Origin of the sequence: Hydrogenophaga aromaticivorans (assembly GCF_013387465.1) — a bacterium.
GTDB classification, from domain to species: Bacteria; Pseudomonadota; Gammaproteobacteria; order Burkholderiales; family Burkholderiaceae_C; genus Hydrogenophaga; species Hydrogenophaga aromaticivorans.
This window is the reverse complement of record NZ_VYGV01000003.1, coordinates 33,293-51,020: the sequence shown is the minus strand read 5'-3', so window position 1 is coordinate 51,020 and position 17,728 is coordinate 33,293. Positions and strand designations below refer to the sequence as shown.

Below are 17,728 nucleotides of genomic sequence, written 5' to 3'. Positions count from 1 at the left end.
CGTTGACGCGGCTTCTCTCTTTTGTGTTTCCCCGCGGACGTTTACTTGCGCAGGCTGTCGCGGATCTCGCGCAGCAACACCACCTCTTCGGGGGTGGGTGCAGGTGCTGCTGGCGCAGCTGGTTCGTCACGCTTCAAACGGTTGATCTGTTTGACCATCACGAAAATGATGAACGCAAGAATCAAGAAGTTGATGGCGACGGTGATGAAGTTTCCATAGGCCAGGGTAGGCACGCCCGCCTCCTTGAGCGCAGCCAGTGTGGGTGCTGTCCCTTCAGGCACCGTGCCCAAGGCGACGTAGAGATTTGTGAAATCCAGTTTGCCGAAGATGGACCCCACGATGGGCATGATCACGTCTTCCACCAGGGAGCCGACGATCTTGCCAAACGCGCCACCAATGATCACGCCGACCGCCAAGTCGATCACGTTGCCTTTGACGGCAAACTCCTTGAATTCCTGCATCATGCCCATGCCGATACCTCTGAAGATGGTTGAACAACAGCCTGGCCACTTCCTGTGCCAGCGAAATCATTTTCCCATGGGGCGCTTAAGTGCTGGTCCTTCAATTCCAACCACTGACTCAGGTCAACAGCCGGGTTCCGGCGCGAAGCCACAATACGGCGCGAAGTGCCTTGGGCAGCCAAAAATGGCCTTGTTACGCTCCGGTACAATGCAGGGTTGCCCCTAGTATTTCCGTCACGAACCGTCATTGAAAGATCCTCATGAGTGAAGCAACCGTTGATGCGACTGTGGACAACAGCCGCCGCACGTGGCTGATCACATCCTGCGCCATGGGTGGTGTGGGAGCAGCTGCCGTCGCCGTTCCTTTTGTGAGCACGTTTCAGCCTTCCGAACGAGCCAAGGCGGCAGGGGCGGCTGTTGAAGTGGATATTTCCGGCCTGGCGCCCGGCACCAAGATGGTGGCCGAATGGCGCGGCAAGCCGGTCTGGATCATGCGTCGCAGCGAAAAGCAGCTGGCCGATCTGGAGAAAATCGAGCCGCAGCTGGCCGATCCCAATTCCGAGCGCAAGTCGGTTCCGACACCCGCGTACGCGCTGAACCGTCACCGCTCGATCAAGCCCGAGGTCTTTGTCGGTGTCGGCATCTGCACCCACTTGGGCTGCTCGCCCGGCGACAAGCTCACGCCCGGCCCGCAGCCATCGCTGCCGGACGACTGGGTTGGCGGCTTCCTGTGTGCCTGTCATGGTTCCACTTTCGACGTGGCCGGTCGCGTGTTCAAGAACAAGCCGGCCCCTGACAACCTGGAAGTGCCGCCCCACTACTACCTTTCAGACACGACGCTGCTGATTGGCGAAGAAAAGGCCTGACCGGCACCCGCAGGCAACCGACCACAGAGGCAATCCATGGCTGAATTCAAAGAAATTTCCCCCGACGCCCCGCTGGGCCAGAAAGCACTGAACTGGGTCGATAACCGGTTCCCGCTGTCCAAGCTCTTCAATGAGCACATGGCCGAGTACTACGCACCAAAAAACTTCAACTGGTGGTACATCTTTGGCTCGCTGGCCCTGCTGGTGCTGGTGATCCAGATCGTCACCGGCATCTTCCTGGTGATGCACTACAAGCCCGATGCCAACCTCGCGTTCGCCTCGGTCGAGTACATCATGCGCGACGTGCCCTGGGGCTGGTTGATCCGCTACATGCACTCCACGGGCGCATCGGCGTTCTTCATCGTGGTCTACCTGCACATGTACCGGGGCCTGATTTACGGCTCGTACCGCAAGCCACGTGAACTGGTTTGGGTGTTCGGTTGCGCCATCTTCCTGGTGCTGATGGCTGAAGCGTTCATGGGTTACCTGCTGCCCTGGGGCCAGATGTCCTACTGGGGCGCCCAGGTGATCGTGAACCTGTTCTCGGCCATCCCTTTTGTTGGTCCCGATCTGGCTCTGCTGATCCGCGGTGACTTTGTGGTCGGTGATGCCACGCTCAACCGCTTCTTCAGCTTCCACGTGATCGCCGTGCCGCTGGTGCTGCTGGGCTTGGTGGTGGCGCACATCATTGCGCTGCACGAAGTGGGTTCCAACAACCCGGACGGCGTAGAGATCAAGGGCCCCGGCGCGCCGAGAGACGCCCATGGTCATCCGGTCGATGGCATTCCCTTCCACCCCTATTACAGCGTGCACGACATCTTTGGCGTGTCGTTGTTCCTGATGGTGTTCTCGGCGATCGTGTTCTTTGCGCCCGAGTTCGGCGGCTACTTCCTGGAGTTCAACAACTTCATCCCGGCCGATCCGCTGGTGACGCCGCTGCACATTGCGCCGGTCTGGTACTTCACGCCGTTCTATTCGATGCTGCGTGCGATCACCAGTGAAATGATGTATGCCCTGATCGCCTGTGTGTTGCTGGGCGCGTTGCTGGGCGTGGCGAAAGCCAAACTCAGCCTCATCATGAAGGGCGCTGTGGTGGGTGGTGCCGTGGTGCTCGTGGCGCTGATGATGGCCATTGATGCCAAGTTCTGGGGTGTGGTCGCCATGGGTGGCGCCGTGATCATCCTGTTCTTCCTGCCTTGGCTGGACAACAGCCCCGTCAAGTCGATCCGCTACCGCCCGAACTGGAACAAGTGGTTGTATGCCGTGTTCGTCATCAACTTCCTGATCCTGGGCTACCTGGGTGTGTTGCCGCCGTCGCCCGTGGGTGAGCGTGTTTCGCAGGTCGGTACCCTGTTCTACTTTGGCTTCTTCCTGCTGATGCCCTGGTGGAGTCGGCTCGGCGAGTTCAAGCCGGTGCCGAGCCGGATCAACTTCAAGCCTCACTGAGACACACCAGCACAAGCGGAGAATCAAGCAAATGAAAAAAATCCTTCTGGGCTTTGCACTGGCTCTGGGGCTTTCGACCAGCGCACTGGCTGCAGGCGGTTTTGGCGTGCCAATTGAAAAGGCGCCCAACCGAACCAACGACGTGGCCGCGCTGCAAAACGGCGCCAAGATCTTTGTCAACTACTGCCTGAGCTGCCATTCGGCGGCCTTCATGCGCTACAACCGGCTGCGCGACATTGGCCTGACCGACAAACAGATCGCGGAGAACCTGACTTTCGCCACCGACAAGATCGGTGACACGATGAAGGCCTCGATCGATCCCCGCCAAGCGAAAGAGTGGTTCGGTGCCAATCCGCCCGACCTGACCGTGATCGCGCGCTCGCGTTCCGGTGCTGGTTATTCCGGTGCGGACTACCTCTACACCCTGCTGCGCAGCTATTACCGCGACGAAACCAAGCCCACTGGCTGGAACAACCTGGTGTTTCCGAACATCGGTATGCCCCATCCGCTCTGGGAGCTTCAGGGCGAGCGCAAGCCCGTCATGGAAAAGGTAACCAGCCATGGTCACGAAGTGGACGTCCTCAAGGGTTGGGAGCCGGGCAAAGCGGGTACCTTGAGCGCAGCTGAATACGATCAGAATGTGGGCGATCTGGTGGCCTACCTGCAATGGATGGGCGAACCAGCCCAAAATACCCGGGTGCGCCTGGGCGTCTGGGTGATGCTCTTTCTGGCGCTGTTCACCGTGGTGGCATGGCGTCTGAATGCCTCTTTCTGGAAAGACGTTAAGTAACTCACGCACCGCTTCGGGCTTCCGGTTTGATCCGAATGGCCTGAAAATCCACAGTGGTTGGCCTGTTGCCGCACACGAGCGGTCAGGTCGGCCACTGTTTTTGCATTAAGGAGACTCCTCTATGATGGTTTTGTATTCGGGCACGACTTGTCCCTATTCCCACCGCTGCCGCTTTGTCCTGTTTGAGAAGGGCATGGATTTCGAGATCCGCGATGTGGACCTGTACAACAAGCCCGAAGACATCAGCGTCATGAACCCCTATGGCCAGGTGCCCATTCTGGTTGAGCGTGACCTGATCCTGTACGAATCGAACATCATCAACGAGTACATTGATGAGCGCTTCCCCCACCCCCAGCTGATGCCCGGTGACCCGGTGGATCGTGCACGCGTGCGGCTGTTTTTGCTGAACTTCGAGAAGGAGCTGTTTGCCCATGTGTCCGTGCTGGAATCTCGCAGCACGAAAGGCAACGACAAGGCGCTGGAAAAGGCACGAGCCCACATCCGTGACCGCCTGACCCAGCTCGCGCCAGTGTTCCTGAAGAACAAGTTCATGCTGGGTGACAACTTCTCAATGCTCGATGTGGCCATCGCGCCGTTGCTCTGGCGTCTGGACTTCTATGGCATCGAACTGAGCAAGAATGCAGCGCCGCTGCTCAAGTACTCCGAACGGATTTTTTCGCGCCCGGCCTACATTGAAGCACTGACGCCATCTGAAAAGGTCATGCGCAAGTGATGGGTCGTGGCGGCTTTCGCCATGGCCTGTTGACGAGACAGACCTTCATACATCCATGAGCCTCCCTGATCAGGACAGCCCTTCCACCCGTCCTTACCTCATCCGCGCGTTGCACGAGTGGTGTGTCGATAACGGGTTTTCACCCTACATCGCCGTCCAGGTGGATGGGTCTGTGAGGGTACCGATGGAGTTTGTGAAGAATGGCGAAATCGTCCTCAATGTGAGTTTCGACGCGACCAGCTCGTTGCGCTTGGGCAATGAGTTCATCGAGTTCAAGGCCCGGTTTGGTGGCGTTGCGCGGGAGATCGTGGTTCCCATCGATCACGTTGTTGCGATCTATGCGCGCGAAAATGGACAAGGCATGGCGTTTCCTGCACCCGCTGCGGGCAGCTTTGCCGGCCTTCCGTCTTCGGAAGCGGTGTTGGCGCCTGTTCGAAGCGAAGACGCCGAGCGGGCCAATCTGCGCGCGGTGCCCAGTGATCAAACGGCAGAGGCCACATCTGCGGCGACGGATGAACCGCCACCCCGTGGTCCTAACCAGGGTGGTGGGCGTCCGACGCTCAAACGGGTCAAGTAAAATCAACAGCTGAATACCCGCCGCTTTAGCTCAGTTGGTAGAGCACTCGCCTTGTAAGCGATAGGTCGTCTGTTCGAGTCAGACAAGCGGCACCATTTTGAAGGGTGTTCGGGTTTCGGTGTTGCGAGACAGGGCTACTCTCTGCGCACGATTCAGCGTTGAGGTGTCTGTACCTTGATTCGAATACTGCTGACGCGCGCACCTTGGTGCGTGAGGGTCTGCTGCAGGGTAGGAAGCAACTGGCGCAATTTGGTTGAGGCGGCGGCGCTGCTGACCAGCAGACACCATTCGGTTTCATGTATGGGGCCGGCCTGAACCTGACGCCGCAGTGCAGCCGGAATCAGGTGCTGGATCTGTTCCAGGCACTGTTGGGATTCGCGGATTCGTTCGCGCAATGCGGCCAGCGTGGGGGCGGCACTGGCCGCTTGCTCCAGGCTGAACTGGGTCTGAAATCGGTGTTCGGGCATGGGGTATCTCGGGGCTGACCCGTTACCGTCAGAAAGGTTTGAAACGTGCACATCATTATCACGGATGCCTGGCTCGCCAAGAGTCGGGCGTTGCACCTGAACGGTATCAGACTGGTTGCCATGGGGGCGTTCGCATCCCTCTTGATGATGCTGGGCGCGGTGGCTGCTTACCACTGGGTCTTTCTGGAAGGTGTTCGCCAGGGCTGGCCCGGTTTTGGTTCTGTGGCGCGTCTGGTGACACAAGGCGAACTCGACTCCAAGGAACTCTACATGCGCGAGAACCTGGATGCGATGGCGCGCAAGCTGGGCGAGATGCAAGGCCGCATGGTGCAAATTGAATCGCTAGGCGAGCGTGTGGCGGGCCTGGCGGGCATCAATCCCCAGGAATTCAAGCTTCCCGCGGGTTCAGGGGGTGCGCTGGTGGGCGGTCGTGATCTGACAGTCGATGAACTGATGGCGGCCATGGACCAGCTCGATCGCAACACCGGTTCGAGAGTCGATTGGTTGACCGTAGTGGAATCCCGCCTGTTTGATCAGAAGATTCTGCGCACCATGGTGCCCACCGAGGAGCCTGTGCAGGGGGGCCAGGTGGGTTCTCCGTTCGGTTTCCGCATTGATCCCATCACCGGGCGTTCGGCCATGCACACGGGACTGGATTTTCCCGCGGACACGGGAACCCCGATCCTCGCTGCAGCAGGCGGTGTGGTGGTGGTGCAGGAGGTCCACCCTGCGTATGGGAACATGGTGGAAATCGATCACGGCAACGATCTGATCACCCGCTACGCACATTCCTCCCGCGTCTTGGTCAGGAAGGGCGATATCGTCAAGCGGGGGCAGAAGATCGCAGAGGTTGGCTCCACCGGGCGATCGACAGGACCTCATCTGCATTTTGAGGTCTGGGTATCAGGGGTTGTGCAAGATCCCAGGCGTTTCCTGGACGCAGGCGAAAACCTCGCGGCAGCGCAGCTGGCACCGAGAGGTCCGCGCAAGCAGTGAGTGCGCCTTGGTGCGCCAGTTAAAATCCCCACTTTGCTCTTGAAAGAGCAGCATTTGCAGGCACATCAGGGGTTTACCGCCTTTGTGCAGCAACCGCTGGCAAGAGCCCTCCGATTCCCTTTTGCCTGTCCGGCACGTCTTGGCACGTTGTCGGTGCAGGCCCGCATGTATGGCCACAAACATTCTCACCAAAATATTTGGTAGTCGCAACGACCGCTTGCTCAAGACCTATCGCAAAACGGTGGAGCGGATCAATGGCCTTGAACCGCAGTTCGAAAAACTCAGTGACGAAGACATCAAGGCCCAGACCGAAGTTTTCAAGCGCCGCATAGCGGATGGTGAGGCGTTGGAGTCGGTGTTGCCGGAGGCGTTTGCGTTGGTGCGTGAAGCCAGCAAGCGTGTGATGAAGATGCGCCATTTCGATGTGCAGCTGGTCGGTGGCCTGGCATTGCACCATGGCAAGGTGGCTGAAATGCGCACGGGTGAGGGCAAGACATTGACCGCCACGTTGCCGGTGTACCTGAACGCGCTCACCGGCAAAGGTGTGCACGTGGTGACGGTCAACGACTACCTGGCCAGCCGCGATGCCCAGTGGATGGGCAGGCTCTACACCTTCCTCGGACTCACGGTGGGTATCAATTTGCCGCAGGCGCCGCGCGAAGAGAAGCAGGCGGCCTACCGCGCTGACATCACCTACGGCACCAACAACGAGTACGGGTTCGACTACCTGCGCGACAACATGGTCTACGAGGCCGGTGACCGCGTGCAACGGGGGCTCAACTACGCCATCGTGGACGAGGTGGACTCGATCCTGATCGACGAGGCCCGCACGCCGCTGATCATCAGCGGCCAGGCGGAAGACCAGACGCAGGTTTACATGGCGATCAAGCAACTGATCCCGCACCTGACCCGACAGGAGGGTGAGGCCGATCCGCGCACCGGTGAGGGCGTGACCAAGCCGGGCGACTTCACGGTTGATGAAAAATCGCACGCGATCCACATGACCGAACAGGGTCACGAGAACGCCGAGCGTCTGCTCAGCCAGGCCGGCCTGCTGCCCGAGGGCGCATCGCTCTACGACCCGGCGAACATTGCCCTGATGCACCACCTGGTGACTTCGCTGAAAGCACACCACCTCTATCACCGGGATCAGCACTATGTGAACCAGGGTGGCGAGATCGTCATCGTGGACGAGTTCACCGGGCGACTGATGTCGGGCCGCCGCTGGAGCGATGGCCTGCACCAGGCGGTGGAGGCGAAGGAGGGCGTCGCGATCCAGCCGGAAAACCAGACGCTGGCTTCCATCACGTTCCAGAACTATTTCCGCCTCTACAGCAAGCTCTCGGGCATGACCGGCACGGCCGACACCGAAGCCTACGAATTCCAGGAAATCTACGGACTGGAAACGGTGGTGATTCCACCCAACCGGGTCAGCAAACGCACCGACCAGCTCGACCGCGTGTACAAGACGACACCGGAAAAATACGCCGCCGCCATCGAAGACATCCGCGAGTGCCATGAGCGTGGCCAGCCGGTGCTGGTGGGGACTTCATCGATCGAAAACTCGGAAATCATTGCCGCGCTGCTGGTGAAGGAAAACCTGCCTCACGAGGTGCTCAACGCCAAGCAGCACGCCCGCGAGGCCGACATCATTGTCCAGGCCGGGCGCCCCGGTGCCATCACCATCGCCACCAACATGGCGGGTCGCGGCACCGATATCGTGCTCGGCGGCAACCTGGAGAAGATGACCGCGGCCATCGAGGGCGACGAGTCGCTCGACGAAGCGACCAAGGTCTCGCGCGTCGAATCGCTGCGCCAGCAATGGCAGCTGGACCACGAAAAGGTCAAGGCGCTGGGTGGTCTGCGCATCATCGCCACCGAGCGCCACGAGAGCCGCCGCATCGACAACCAGTTGCGCGGGCGCTCGGGCCGTCAGGGCGACCCGGGCTCATCGCGCTTCTACCTGAGCCTGGACGATTCGCTGATGCGCATCTTCGCTGGCGACAAGGTGCGCGCCATCATGGAACGCCTGAAGATGCCCGAGGGGGAGGCGATCGAGGCCGGCATCGTCACGCGCAGCATCGAGAGCGCGCAGCGCAAGGTTGAGGCGCGCAACTTCGACATCCGCAAGCAGCTGCTCGAATACGACGACGTGTCGAACGACCAGCGCAAGGTGATCTACCAGCAGCGCAACGACATCCTCGACGCGGAAAGCCTGCGCGCCCAGATCGATTCGTTGCGCGATGGCTGCTTCACCGACCTGGTGCGCGAATACGTGCCCGAAGGCAGCGTGGAAGAACAGTGGGATCTGCCGGGTCTGGAGCGCGTGTTGCGCGAGCAGTGGTCGGTCGATGCACCTGTCGCTTCGTGGGTTTCGGATGCCGAGTCCATCGATGCCGAAGAAATTGTCGAGCGTGTGCTGGTCGCGGCCAAGGGCGTGTTTGATCAGAAGGTCGGCATGGTGGGTGAGGAGAACTTCACCCAGTTCGAGCGCATGGTGCTGCTGCAGACCATCGACAGCCAATGGCGCGAACACCTGTCCGCGCTGGACTACCTGCGTCAAGGCATTCATCTGCGCGGCTACGCGCAGAAACAGCCAAAACAGGAATACAAGCGCGAAGCTTTTGTGCTGTTTGGTCAGTTGCTCGACAGCGTGAAGAACGATGTCAGCCGCATTCTCATGAATGTGCGCGTGCAGTCGGCAGAACAGATCACTGAAGAGGCCGAGCAGATGGAAGCACGTGGCGAACAGATCGCCAATGTGACCTACACCGCGCCCACCGAAACGGGCGACGTCGAGAGCCGGCCCGGCGCCGGTGATGCAGGCCCTGCAGGCAGTGACCCTGCCGTGGCCCGTGTTGGGCGCAACGACCCATGTCCGTGTGGCAGTGGAAAAAAATACAAGCACTGCCACGGTTTGCTGACTTGATCCCCCTTGCGCGGCTGACGCCCCCTCTCAGGGGGACAGCGGCCCGCGGCCTGGCCAAGCCAGTGCCTTGGGGTTCTGGCGTGAATACCCTTCGATCTTTGCGTTTCTCAATCTGGAGTCTGTTGCCATGGCTGTGAACTACACCGCACCCCAAGCCGAGGATCTGTTGCCGGTTGCCGGTGTGCGCATTGGCGTCGCCGAAGCGGGGATCCGCAAGGCCAATCGCAAAGACCTGACTGTGTTTCTCCTGGATGAGGGCTCTGCAGTTGGCGCTGTTTTCACGCAAAACCGCTACGCAGCGGCGCCAGTCCAGGTGTGTCGGGATCACTTGGCGGCGGGGCAGGGCATCCGTGCCATGGTCATCAACACGGGCAACGCCAATGCCGGGACGGGGGAGCCGGGGCTGCAGAACGCGCGCCAGACCGCCAACGCCCTGGCGCTGGCTCTGGGCGTGCCGCACGAGCAGGTGCTGCCCTTTTCCACCGGCGTGATCATGGAGCCCTTGCCTCTGGACCGTCTGCTGGCCGGACTGCCTGCTGCGTTGTCGGATGCTGGTGGCGCGGAGGGTGCCACCGGTTCGCAATGGCTCAAGGCGGCTGAGGGGATCATGACCACCGACACCCAGCCCAAAGCCATCAGCCGTCAGACTGTGGTGGGTGGCAAGACCGTGACGGTGAGCGGCATTGCCAAGGGCGCCGGCATGATCCGGCCCAACATGGCGACCATGCTGGGCTACGTGGCCACCGACGCAGCCGTGGCGCCTGCCTTGATGAACTCGCTGGCCAAGCGCTTGGCCGACAGTTCGTTCAATCGCGTGACGGTGGATGGAGACACCTCCACCAACGATTCCTTCGTGGTGGTGGCCACGGGCCAGGCCGGCAATGCCTTGGTAACTTCGCTGGACAGCCCCGAGGGGCAGGCCTTGCTGGTTGCAATGACCGAGGTGGCCCAGTTTCTGGCCCACGCCATCGTGCGAGATGGCGAAGGCGCAACCAAGTTCATCACCGTGCGGGTGGAGGGTGGGGGCTCATCGGCCGAATGTCTGCAGGTCGCTTATGCGGTGGCCCATTCGCCGTTGGTCAAGACGGCCTTTTTTGCCAGTGATCCGAATCTTGGTCGCATCCTGGCGGCGGTCGGGTACGCCGGCATTGCCGATCTGGATGCCACCCGGATCGAGCTGCACCTGGGTGACGTGCACGTGGTCACGGCGGGCGGTCGCCATCCGGACTACCGCGAGGAAGACGGCCAGCGTGTGATGAAGGGAGCCGAGATCCTGGTCCGCATTGGTCTCGGCCGCGGGACGGCGGTGGAGACGGTCTGGACGTGCGACTTCAGCCACGATTACGTGACGATCAACGCCGACTACAGATCTTGACCCTCTCCCGCCGCGCTGTACGCGGGCCCCCTCAGGGGGCGACATCTGCAGCCCGGCAAGGCCGGTTCTGCGATGTCTCTGGAAGGTTTCCTTGTGCGCTGAGGGCTTGCGATGAACGAAAAATTTGAACGCCTGATCGAACGGGCCGAACAGCTGATCACCCGCATCGAAACGGTACTGCCCCAACCGCTGGGTGCGCCGGACTGGAAGGCCTCGGTGGCCTACCGCTACCGCAAACGCAGCGGTGGCCACGGTGTGCTGGAGCCGGTGCGGCATGTGGCCCACATGCGCCTGGACGATCTCCAGGAAATTGACGGCCAGAAAGACAAGATTCAGCGAAACACCCTGCAATTCGTGAAAGGCCTGCCAGCCAACAACGTGTTGCTGACCGGGGCGCGTGGCACCGGCAAGTCGTCGCTGGTCAAGGCCTGTCTCAATGAGTATGCGGGCCAGGGCCTTCGACTGATCGAGGTGGACAAAGCCGATCTGGTGGATCTGCCCGACATCGTCGATGTGGTGGCCGATTGTCCCGAGCGCTTCATCGTGTTTTGCGATGACCTCAGCTTCGAAGATGGGGAGCCCGGCTACAAGGCGCTCAAGTCGATTCTGGATGGTTCGGTATCTGCCGCCGGGCAGAACGTCCTGATCTACGCCACCAGCAACCGCCGCCACCTGCTGCCCGAGTACATGAAGGAAAACCTCAGCTACACGCACACACCCGATGGTGAAGTGCATCCGGGCGAGGTGGTGGAAGAAAAGATTTCTCTGTCCGAGCGCTTTGGTCTCTGGGTGAGCTTCTACCCGTTCAGTCAGGACGAGTACCTGAGCATCGTGGCTCAGTGGCTTTCAGCGTTCGGCATTTCGCCCACTGACACTGAGGCGGCACGGCCTCAAGCGCTGGTCTGGGCACTGGAGCGCGGGTCCCGCAGTGGCCGCGTGGCCTACCAGTTTGCCCGCGACTATGCGGGCACCCATGCCGCAGGAAATACCTGACCGGTGCCCGGGCCAAAACCATGAACGATCCGGTGCTGGTGGTGGATGCGGAACGCACGCGCGACGCGTCGCCCGAGCGTCCCATCGTTGACGTGGCGGTCGGGGTGTTGATCGCACCCGGCGGTGAATTCTTGCTCACAAGCCGACCCGAAGGCAAGGTGTACGCAGGGTATTGGGAGTTTCCGGGCGGCAAGTTGGAAGCTGGGGAAACGGTGGAGCAGGCCTTGCGCCGCGAGTTGATCGAAGAGATCGGTTTGACGATCGGCGCCGCATTGCCTTGGCGCGAAAAACTGGTTGACTATCCCCATGCCTTGGTGCGGCTGCACTTCTGCAAGGTGCATGACTGGTCGGGTGAGTTGCAGATGCACGAGGGCCAGGCGTTTGCCTGGGAGCGTTTGCCCGTTCGCTGCTCACCGGTGCTGCCCGGCACGGTACCGGTGCTGGAATGGCTGATGGAAGAGCAGGTCACCTGAGTCGGTCAGACGCGGCGTCAGACCAGGTCAGATCTGCTCAAAATCGGGATCGATGTTGGGGGTTTGTTCAGGCAGTTTGAAGCGTTCGCTGGCCCAGGCGCCGAGGTCCAGGTTCTTGCAGCGCTCACTGCAGAACGGTCGGTAGATGTTGCTGGGAGCGTAGATGCTGGGACCGTTGCAGGCCGGGCATGCAACGGTTTTCACGGTGAATTCGGGTTCCGGCATCAATGCTTCAGGCGCAGAGCGTCAACTCGAAAGATGCATCTTCCTGGGCCAGATGCAGGCGTTCGTCGTCGCCCTGGCGCATCAATCGAACCGACAGCAACAGCCGGTTGCCGCTGATTTCCGGAATCAACCCGAATGAGGGATTGATGCCGAGACGCAGCAGCTGAAAAGTTCGACCCTGGGGCAGATTCTGTTGAAATTGACCACCCGGAGCCACCACCTTTTGCGGTGAACCTGAATCGCGCAGCATCTTCAGCAGCAGCACAACCGCTTCTGCCAGGGGGGCCAATGTCTGGACCCAGCGCTGCAGATCGGCTTGACGCTGCTCAACGCTGTGATGTTGCCAGTGGAAGTAGGCGGGGAGGTCGAATTCGCAGGTGCCACCGGGGATGCCGATGCGGCTTCTGATGCTCATCAACCAGTCGTTTTCGGTCAAGGACAGACCGGTTTTTCCAGGCAGGTTGTTGAGCTGGGCAAAGCAGGTGTCGAGTTGCGCAATGACTTCATCCAGAGCGCGCTCAGAGATCGCCGGGTTGCCACGGTAGCTGTTGAGCTGTTGTTTGTGCCGCTCAATGTCTTTGAGCACATCCGACTTCATGTCGACCCGGGATGCGACATCCATGATCTCGAAAATGGTCTGGATGGCAAAGTGATGGTCCAGCGCCTGCGTGCGGGGCAGCAGTTCCGCCAGTCGCCGGAACAGGTGCTCCAGCCGCAGATAGGTGCGAATGCGTTCGTTGAAGGGGTATTCGTACAGGATCACGGCGGCAGGGGTTCGCAGAAGGCGTTGGTAGGCAGGCCTTTCATCATAGCCCGATCTGATCAGCGAGCTGCCCGACGGTTCGACGCAAAGGCTCTGTCTCATGGCCGTTGTTGAAGATCACCAGGTCTGCTGCTGCGAGTCGCTTCTCGCGCGGACTCTGACTGTTGATGATGCCTTCGATCGCTGTCCGGTCCAGGCCGCTGCGCGAAGCCACCCGACGAATCTGCGTTGCTGTCTCGCAATCCACCACCAGCACGAGGTCCAGCTGGGGCCGCCAGCGGGGCGATTCCACAAGCAACGGCACGTCAAACACCAGGCAGTGGGACGTGGCGGCCTTCGCCTGGCGCTGGATTTCCTGAGCGACCAACGGGTGCACGATGGACTCCAGCAACCGACGGGCATCCGGGTTCGTGAAGACATGTTCGCGCATGCGTTGGCGGTCCAGGGAACCGTCATGCGTTATGAAAGCCGGGCCGAACGATTGCATCACGGCGGGCATGGCGCTGCCACCGGGTTGGGTGCACGCTCGTGAGATGGCATCGGCATCGATGACAGTGGCACCACGTTCCTGCAACAGCTGTGCCACCGTGCTTTTTCCGCTGCCGATACCGCCCGTCAGCCCCAGTCGCAGCGCTGGACGCTTGGCTGCCATGCTCAAAGTCCGATGGTGGCGAGAATGGACGAGGGGCCGAAAATCATGGCCGTCAGACCGGCAAGCGCCAGAAAAGGGCCGAACGGAACGTAGCCACCCTCGCGCAGCTGGCTGAACACTTTGAGTGCGATCCCGATGGCTGCGCCGATGAGCGATGCCATCAGGATGACGGGGATCAGCGCCTGCCAGCCAAACCAGGTGCCGAGCGCGGCAAACAACTTGAAGTCGCCATAGCCCATGCCTTCTTTGCCCGTGGCCAGTTTGAAGGCCCAATACACCATCCACAGGGAGAGGTAGCCAGCCACCGAACCCCAGAGTGCATCGGTCAGGGTGGTGCCGCTCAACCCCAACGCTGCCGCGCAAAGACCGGCCCACAGCAAGGGCAGGGTGATGTCGTCTGGCAACAGGGTTGTGTCCCAGTCGATGCAGGCCAGCGCCAAAACAGCCGCTGCAAAACCACTCCAAGCCAGCGCGGTCCAGCCCAGTCCCCAGCGCCAGCCACACCAGGCAAACAGTGCTGCGTTGAGCAATTCGATCATGGGGTACCGTGGGCTGATACGGGCTTCGCAGCTGGCGCATCGACCACGCAAGGCGATGTAGCTCAGGACCGGGATGTTCTCGAACCAACGAATCTGGTGTCCGCAGTGCGGGCAGCGCGAACGGGGCGTCATCAGGTTGAAGCGCGGCGGCGCTTCCGCCGTCGGAGGTGCCTCGGATGAATGGCCTTGAAGCTCGGCACATTCGGCCGCCCATCGCAGCGCCATCATTTTGGGCAGACGGTGGATCACAACGTTCAAAAAACTGCCCACGAGAAGCCCGAGCGCACCCAGCGCCAAGGCGTCGAGCGCCTCCACCATCAGCATCAAACCACTTGGCCCAGTTTGAAGATCGGCAGATACATCGACACCACGATGCCCCCGATGATGGTGCCCAGAATCACGATGATGATGGGTTCCATCAGGCTGGAAAGACCGGCAACCATGTCGTCCACTTCGGCCTCATAAAAATCGGCTGCCTTGCCCAGCATGTGGTCGATGGAGCCGGACTCCTCACCAATGGCGCACATCTGCAGGACCATGGAGGGAAAGATGTTGGCATTCGTCATGGCGTTCGTCAGACTGGTGCCGGTGGAGACTTCCTGCTGGATCTTGTCGGTGGCAATCGCATAGACCGAGTTCCCCGATGCACCGCCCACTGAATCGAGCGCTTCGACCAGTGGGACGCCGGCCGCAAACATGGTAGCCATGGTTCGCGTCCATCGGGCGATCACGGATTTTTCGACCAAGGCTCCAAAGATGGGCATCTTGAGTAACAATCGATCCATGAAATGTTGGACTTTTTCGTTGCGTCGCCAAGCTTGCATGAAGAAATAGGTGCCGCCACCCAGAAGACCAAAAATCAGCCACCAGTACTCAGTGAAGAACTTGCTAATTGCGATGACGAGCAATGTTGGCGCCGGCAGGTCAGCGCCAAAACCCGTAAACACTTCCTCGAATGCTGGGATCACGAAGATCATGATTACCGCAACGACGACGAAGGCCACAATGATGACGGCGATGGGGTACATCAACGCCGACTTGATCTTGGATTTGATGGCCTCGGTCTTTTCCATGTAGACCGCCAATCGATCAAGCAGTTCTTCCAGAATACCGGCGGCTTCACCCGCTTCAACCAGGTTGCAATACAGGCTGTCGAAATAGAGCGGGTTTTTCCGGAATGCAGCACTCAGCGAAGTACCGGTTTCGACATCGGACCGGATGTCATTGAGCAACTTCGAGACGCTGGGGTTGGGGTTGCCCCGGCCGACAATATCGAATGACTGGAGCAAGGGAACACCCGCCTTCATCATCGTGGCCAGTTGCCGGGTGAAGATGGCTATGTCTTTGGGCTTGATGCGCTTGCCGGAGCTCATCCGCCGCTTTTTGATCTTGCCGGGGACAATGCCTTGCCGCCGCAACGCCGCCAGAACCTGGTTTTCACCAACGGCTCTGGTTTCTCCCCGCACCTGCTTGCCGTTGCGGTCCTTGCCTTCCCATTCAAAAACAAAGTCCTTGACGCTTTTGGATGCTGCGGTTGCCATGTGGTCCTCGGGTTGTGGGTCTGTACTGGCTTATTCGTTGGTGACGCTCAAGACTTCTTCCAGAGAAGTCATGCCTTGCCGTACCTTGAGCAACCCCGATTCACGCAGGGTCCGCACACCTTCTCTGCCTGCTTGCTGCGCGATGTCGAGTGCACTGCCACCCTTGAGGATGATGCGCTGGATTTCCTCAGATATGGGCATGACCTGGTAGATGCCGACCCGGCCCTTGTAGCCGTTGTTGCACGCAGAGCAGCCCACTGGCTTGTAGGGTGTCCAGGTGCCATCCAGGTCTTCCGGCTTGAACCCCGCGTCGATCAGCGCCTTGCGTGGCACGTCGAGCGGCGCTTTGCATGTTGGGCAGAGCCGGCGCGCCAGGCGTTGCGCCGTAATCAGGATCACACTGGAGGCAATGTTGAACGTGGGGATGCCCATGTTCATCATGCGAGTGAGTGTGGTCGGGGCGTCGTTGGTGTGCAGGGTCGAAAGCACCATGTGACCCGTTTGCGCAGCCTTGATGGAGATGTCCGCCGTTTCCAGGTCTCGGATCTCGCCAACCATGATCACATCGGGATCCTGACGCAGGAAGGCCTTGAGCGCTGCAGCAAACGTCAGGCCTGCTTTTTCGTTGACGTTGACCTGGTTGACGCCTGGCAGGTTGATTTCCGAGGGGTCTTCCGCCGTGGAAATGTTGATGCCCGGCTTGTTCAGGATGTTCAGGCAGGTGTAGAGCGAAACGGTCTTGCCGGAGCCGGTCGGACCGGTGACCAGGACCATGCCGTAAGGGCGACCGATGGCCTCCATCAGGCGCTTTTTTTCTTCGGGTTCGTAGCCCAGGGCGTCGATGCCCACCTTGGCGCTGCTGGGATCCAGGATACGGATCACGATCTTTTCACCAAACAAGGTCGGCAGGGAGCTGACCCGGAAATCGATCACCCGATCGGGGCCGACCTTGAGCTTCATCCGCCCGTCCTGGGGAACTCGCTTCTCGGATATGTCCATGCGGGAGATCACCTTGATGCGCGAGGCCAGCTTGTCTTTGATGGCAATGGGCGGTGAAGCAATCTCCCTGAGCTCGCCGTCGATGCGGAATCGCACCCGATAGTTGTGCTCATAGGGTTCAAAGTGCAGATCGGAGGCGCGCATGTTGAACGCGTCCAGCAGCATCTTGTGAAGAAATTTGACAACGGGGGCGTCATCGACTTCAGACGACAGGGTCTTGTCACTGGTTTCGGTGACGGCCGCATCGGCTGCCATCTCGTCGAACTCGAAATCACCGCCGATGATGTTGTCCATGGCCTCATTGGCCGTGGTCGACTGGGACTCCACCAGTTTGCTGAGCTTGTCGAACTCGGCAATCACCCAGTCGACACCCATCTGGGTGGCGAACTTGATCTTTTCGGCCGCCTGTTGATCCGCTGGGTCGGCGGTGGCCACCATAAGGCGGTTGTTGCGCTTGCTGAGCACAACGATGCGAAAGTCCGCACAGATCTTGGCGTCCAGCAAGTCCTTGGGCAGGCGCTGCACGTCAATGGCGTCCAGATCCAGCAGCGGCGCTGCAAACGCGGTCGACATGGTGTGCGCCAGATCGTAGGCAGACACCGCCCCAGAGCCGGTCAGTTCAGCAATGAACGTGGTTCGGCCACTTTGCGCTTTCTTATAAAGGTCTTCCGCAGCCTTTTGCCCCAGCTTTCCCGCGGACACCAAGGCGCGCCCCAAGCCTGGCAAAGCCATGGTGGAGGTATCCTGGATCACTGTATCAACAGACGCCATAGAGCCGTAATCTATCGTAAATCAATGACTTGGCGGCCAATATTGACGCAACTTGTGCTGAATTTGCCGATTCAGGCACCGTGGTCGTTGTATCCAGGTTGCGAAACGACCGGCAGCGACCCTTGAGGAGGT

At 60.2% G+C, this 17,728-nt stretch carries 18 protein-coding genes and 1 tRNA gene; 11 read left to right on the top strand and 8 right to left on the bottom strand.

The window, feature by feature from the left end:
* Positions 1-41: 41 nt before the first annotated feature.
* Positions 42-470 (bottom strand): large conductance mechanosensitive channel protein MscL, encoded by a 429-nt coding sequence (mscL, locus tag F3K02_RS02285; RefSeq protein ID WP_281362701.1) that lies wholly within the window; start codon positions 468-470, stop codon positions 42-44.
* Positions 471-721: 251 nt separating this feature from the next.
* Here mscL and petA point away from each other — a divergent pair, with 251 nt between their 5' ends.
* From petA to F3K02_RS02255, 6 genes are all read left to right on the top strand, one after another.
* Positions 722-1,327, top strand: a complete 606-nt coding sequence (petA, locus tag F3K02_RS02280; RefSeq protein ID WP_177132905.1) for a ubiquinol-cytochrome c reductase iron-sulfur subunit — start codon at positions 722-724, stop codon at positions 1,325-1,327.
* Positions 1,328-1,363: 36 nt separating this feature from the next.
* The gene (locus F3K02_RS02275; protein ID WP_177132903.1) at positions 1,364-2,773 is read left to right on the top strand and encodes a cytochrome b; all 1,410 of its coding nucleotides are present in this window, start codon (positions 1,364-1,366) and stop codon (positions 2,771-2,773) included.
* Positions 2,774-2,804: 31 nt separating this feature from the next.
* Positions 2,805-3,563, top strand: coding sequence for a cytochrome c1 (locus F3K02_RS02270; protein WP_177132901.1), 759 nt, complete (start codon positions 2,805-2,807; stop codon positions 3,561-3,563).
* 121 nt (positions 3,564-3,684) lie between these two features.
* Positions 3,685-4,296, top strand: coding sequence for a glutathione S-transferase N-terminal domain-containing protein (locus F3K02_RS02265; protein WP_177132899.1), 612 nt, complete (start codon positions 3,685-3,687; stop codon positions 4,294-4,296).
* Between the two features lie 55 nt (positions 4,297-4,351).
* The gene (locus F3K02_RS02260; RefSeq protein WP_177132897.1) at positions 4,352-4,873 is read left to right on the top strand and encodes a ClpXP protease specificity-enhancing factor; all 522 of its coding nucleotides are present in this window, start codon (positions 4,352-4,354) and stop codon (positions 4,871-4,873) included.
* Between the two features lie 19 nt (positions 4,874-4,892).
* A tRNA-Thr gene (locus F3K02_RS02255) sits at positions 4,893-4,968 on the top strand.
* A 57-nt stretch (positions 4,969-5,025) separates the two neighbouring features.
* Here F3K02_RS02255 and F3K02_RS02250 read toward each other — a convergent pair.
* Positions 5,026-5,340 (bottom strand): DciA family protein, encoded by a 315-nt coding sequence (locus tag F3K02_RS02250; RefSeq protein WP_177132895.1) that lies wholly within the window; start codon positions 5,338-5,340, stop codon positions 5,026-5,028.
* Positions 5,341-5,385: 45 nt separating this feature from the next.
* Between F3K02_RS02250 and F3K02_RS02245 the strand changes: the two genes are divergently transcribed.
* The 5 genes from F3K02_RS02245 (at position 5,386) to F3K02_RS02225 (ending at position 12,106) form a co-directional block, all read left to right on the top strand.
* Positions 5,386-6,336 carry a peptidoglycan DD-metalloendopeptidase family protein gene (locus F3K02_RS02245; RefSeq protein ID WP_177132893.1) on the top strand — a complete coding sequence of 317 codons (951 nt, stop codon included), beginning with the start codon at positions 5,386-5,388 and terminating at the stop codon, positions 6,334-6,336.
* Between the two features lie 169 nt (positions 6,337-6,505).
* Positions 6,506-9,265, top strand: a complete 2,760-nt coding sequence (secA, locus tag F3K02_RS02240; protein WP_177132891.1) for a preprotein translocase subunit SecA — start codon at positions 6,506-6,508, stop codon at positions 9,263-9,265.
* Between the two features lie 127 nt (positions 9,266-9,392).
* Positions 9,393-10,640 carry a bifunctional glutamate N-acetyltransferase/amino-acid acetyltransferase ArgJ gene (gene argJ / locus F3K02_RS02235; protein WP_177132889.1) on the top strand — a complete coding sequence of 416 codons (1,248 nt, stop codon included), beginning with the start codon at positions 9,393-9,395 and terminating at the stop codon, positions 10,638-10,640.
* A 111-nt stretch (positions 10,641-10,751) separates the two neighbouring features.
* Entirely contained in the window at positions 10,752-11,633 is an 882-nt protein-coding gene (locus F3K02_RS02230) for an ATP-binding protein (protein WP_177132888.1), read from the top strand.
* A gap of 20 nt (positions 11,634-11,653) precedes the next feature.
* Entirely contained in the window at positions 11,654-12,106 is a 453-nt protein-coding gene (locus F3K02_RS02225) for an NUDIX domain-containing protein (RefSeq protein ID WP_177132886.1), read from the top strand.
* 27 nt (positions 12,107-12,133) lie between these two features.
* Here F3K02_RS02225 and F3K02_RS02220 read toward each other — a convergent pair whose 3' ends face one another.
* The 6 genes from F3K02_RS02220 to pilB are packed head-to-tail and all read right to left on the bottom strand — an operon-like array spanning position 12,134 to position 17,596.
* Entirely contained in the window at positions 12,134-12,331 is a 198-nt protein-coding gene (locus F3K02_RS02220; protein WP_177132884.1) for a DNA gyrase inhibitor YacG, read from the bottom strand.
* A 7-nt stretch (positions 12,332-12,338) separates the two neighbouring features.
* Positions 12,339-13,094 (bottom strand): cell division protein ZapD, encoded by a 756-nt coding sequence (gene zapD / locus F3K02_RS02215; protein WP_177132882.1) that lies wholly within the window; start codon positions 13,092-13,094, stop codon positions 12,339-12,341.
* 43 nt (positions 13,095-13,137) lie between these two features.
* Entirely contained in the window at positions 13,138-13,746 is a 609-nt protein-coding gene (gene coaE, locus F3K02_RS02210; RefSeq protein ID WP_177132880.1) for a dephospho-CoA kinase, read from the bottom strand.
* Positions 13,747-13,748: 2 nt separating this feature from the next.
* Entirely contained in the window at positions 13,749-14,609 is an 861-nt protein-coding gene (locus F3K02_RS02205) for a prepilin peptidase (RefSeq protein ID WP_177132878.1), read from the bottom strand.
* Positions 14,609-15,826 carry a type II secretion system F family protein gene (locus tag F3K02_RS02200; protein WP_177132876.1) on the bottom strand — a complete coding sequence of 406 codons (1,218 nt, stop codon included), beginning with the start codon at positions 15,824-15,826 and terminating at the stop codon, positions 14,609-14,611. Before F3K02_RS02200 ends, F3K02_RS02205 begins: the two co-directional genes overlap by 1 nt.
* A 30-nt stretch (positions 15,827-15,856) precedes the next feature.
* Positions 15,857-17,596 carry a type IV-A pilus assembly ATPase PilB gene (gene pilB / locus F3K02_RS02195; protein ID WP_177132874.1) on the bottom strand — a complete coding sequence of 580 codons (1,740 nt, stop codon included), beginning with the start codon at positions 17,594-17,596 and terminating at the stop codon, positions 15,857-15,859.
* Between the last annotated feature and the right edge of the window lie 132 nt (positions 17,597-17,728).

Excerpts from the sequence above, each read along its gene's own strand:
- pilB (WP_177132874.1), bottom strand. The coding sequence starts at position 17,596 with ATGGCGTCTGTTGATACAGTGATCCAGGATACCTCCACCATGGCTTTG.
- coaE (WP_177132880.1), bottom strand. The coding sequence starts at position 13,746 with ATGGCAGCCAAGCGTCCAGCGCTGCGACTGGGGCTGACGGGCGGTATC.
- F3K02_RS02270 (WP_177132901.1), top strand. The coding sequence starts at position 2,805 with ATGAAAAAAATCCTTCTGGGCTTTGCACTGGCTCTGGGGCTTTCGACC.
- argJ (WP_177132889.1), top strand. The coding sequence starts at position 9,393 with ATGGCTGTGAACTACACCGCACCCCAAGCCGAGGATCTGTTGCCGGTT.
- petA (WP_177132905.1), top strand. The coding sequence starts at position 722 with ATGAGTGAAGCAACCGTTGATGCGACTGTGGACAACAGCCGCCGCACG.
- F3K02_RS02230 (WP_177132888.1), top strand. The coding sequence starts at position 10,752 with ATGAACGAAAAATTTGAACGCCTGATCGAACGGGCCGAACAGCTGATC.
- mscL (WP_281362701.1), bottom strand. The coding sequence starts at position 470 with ATGGGCATGATGCAGGAATTCAAGGAGTTTGCCGTCAAAGGCAACGTG.
- F3K02_RS02200 (WP_177132876.1), bottom strand. The coding sequence starts at position 15,826 with ATGGCAACCGCAGCATCCAAAAGCGTCAAGGACTTTGTTTTTGAATGG.
- F3K02_RS02205 (WP_177132878.1), bottom strand. The coding sequence starts at position 14,609 with ATGCTGATGGTGGAGGCGCTCGACGCCTTGGCGCTGGGTGCGCTCGGG.
- F3K02_RS02260 (WP_177132897.1), top strand. The coding sequence starts at position 4,352 with ATGAGCCTCCCTGATCAGGACAGCCCTTCCACCCGTCCTTACCTCATC.
- F3K02_RS02250 (WP_177132895.1), bottom strand. The coding sequence starts at position 5,340 with ATGCCCGAACACCGATTTCAGACCCAGTTCAGCCTGGAGCAAGCGGCC.
- F3K02_RS02225 (WP_177132886.1), top strand. The coding sequence starts at position 11,654 with ATGAACGATCCGGTGCTGGTGGTGGATGCGGAACGCACGCGCGACGCG.
- F3K02_RS02220 (WP_177132884.1), bottom strand. The coding sequence starts at position 12,331 with ATGCCGGAACCCGAATTCACCGTGAAAACCGTTGCATGCCCGGCCTGC.
- F3K02_RS02265 (WP_177132899.1), top strand. The coding sequence starts at position 3,685 with ATGATGGTTTTGTATTCGGGCACGACTTGTCCCTATTCCCACCGCTGC.
- secA (WP_177132891.1), top strand. The coding sequence starts at position 6,506 with ATGGCCACAAACATTCTCACCAAAATATTTGGTAGTCGCAACGACCGC.
- F3K02_RS02275 (WP_177132903.1), top strand. The coding sequence starts at position 1,364 with ATGGCTGAATTCAAAGAAATTTCCCCCGACGCCCCGCTGGGCCAGAAA.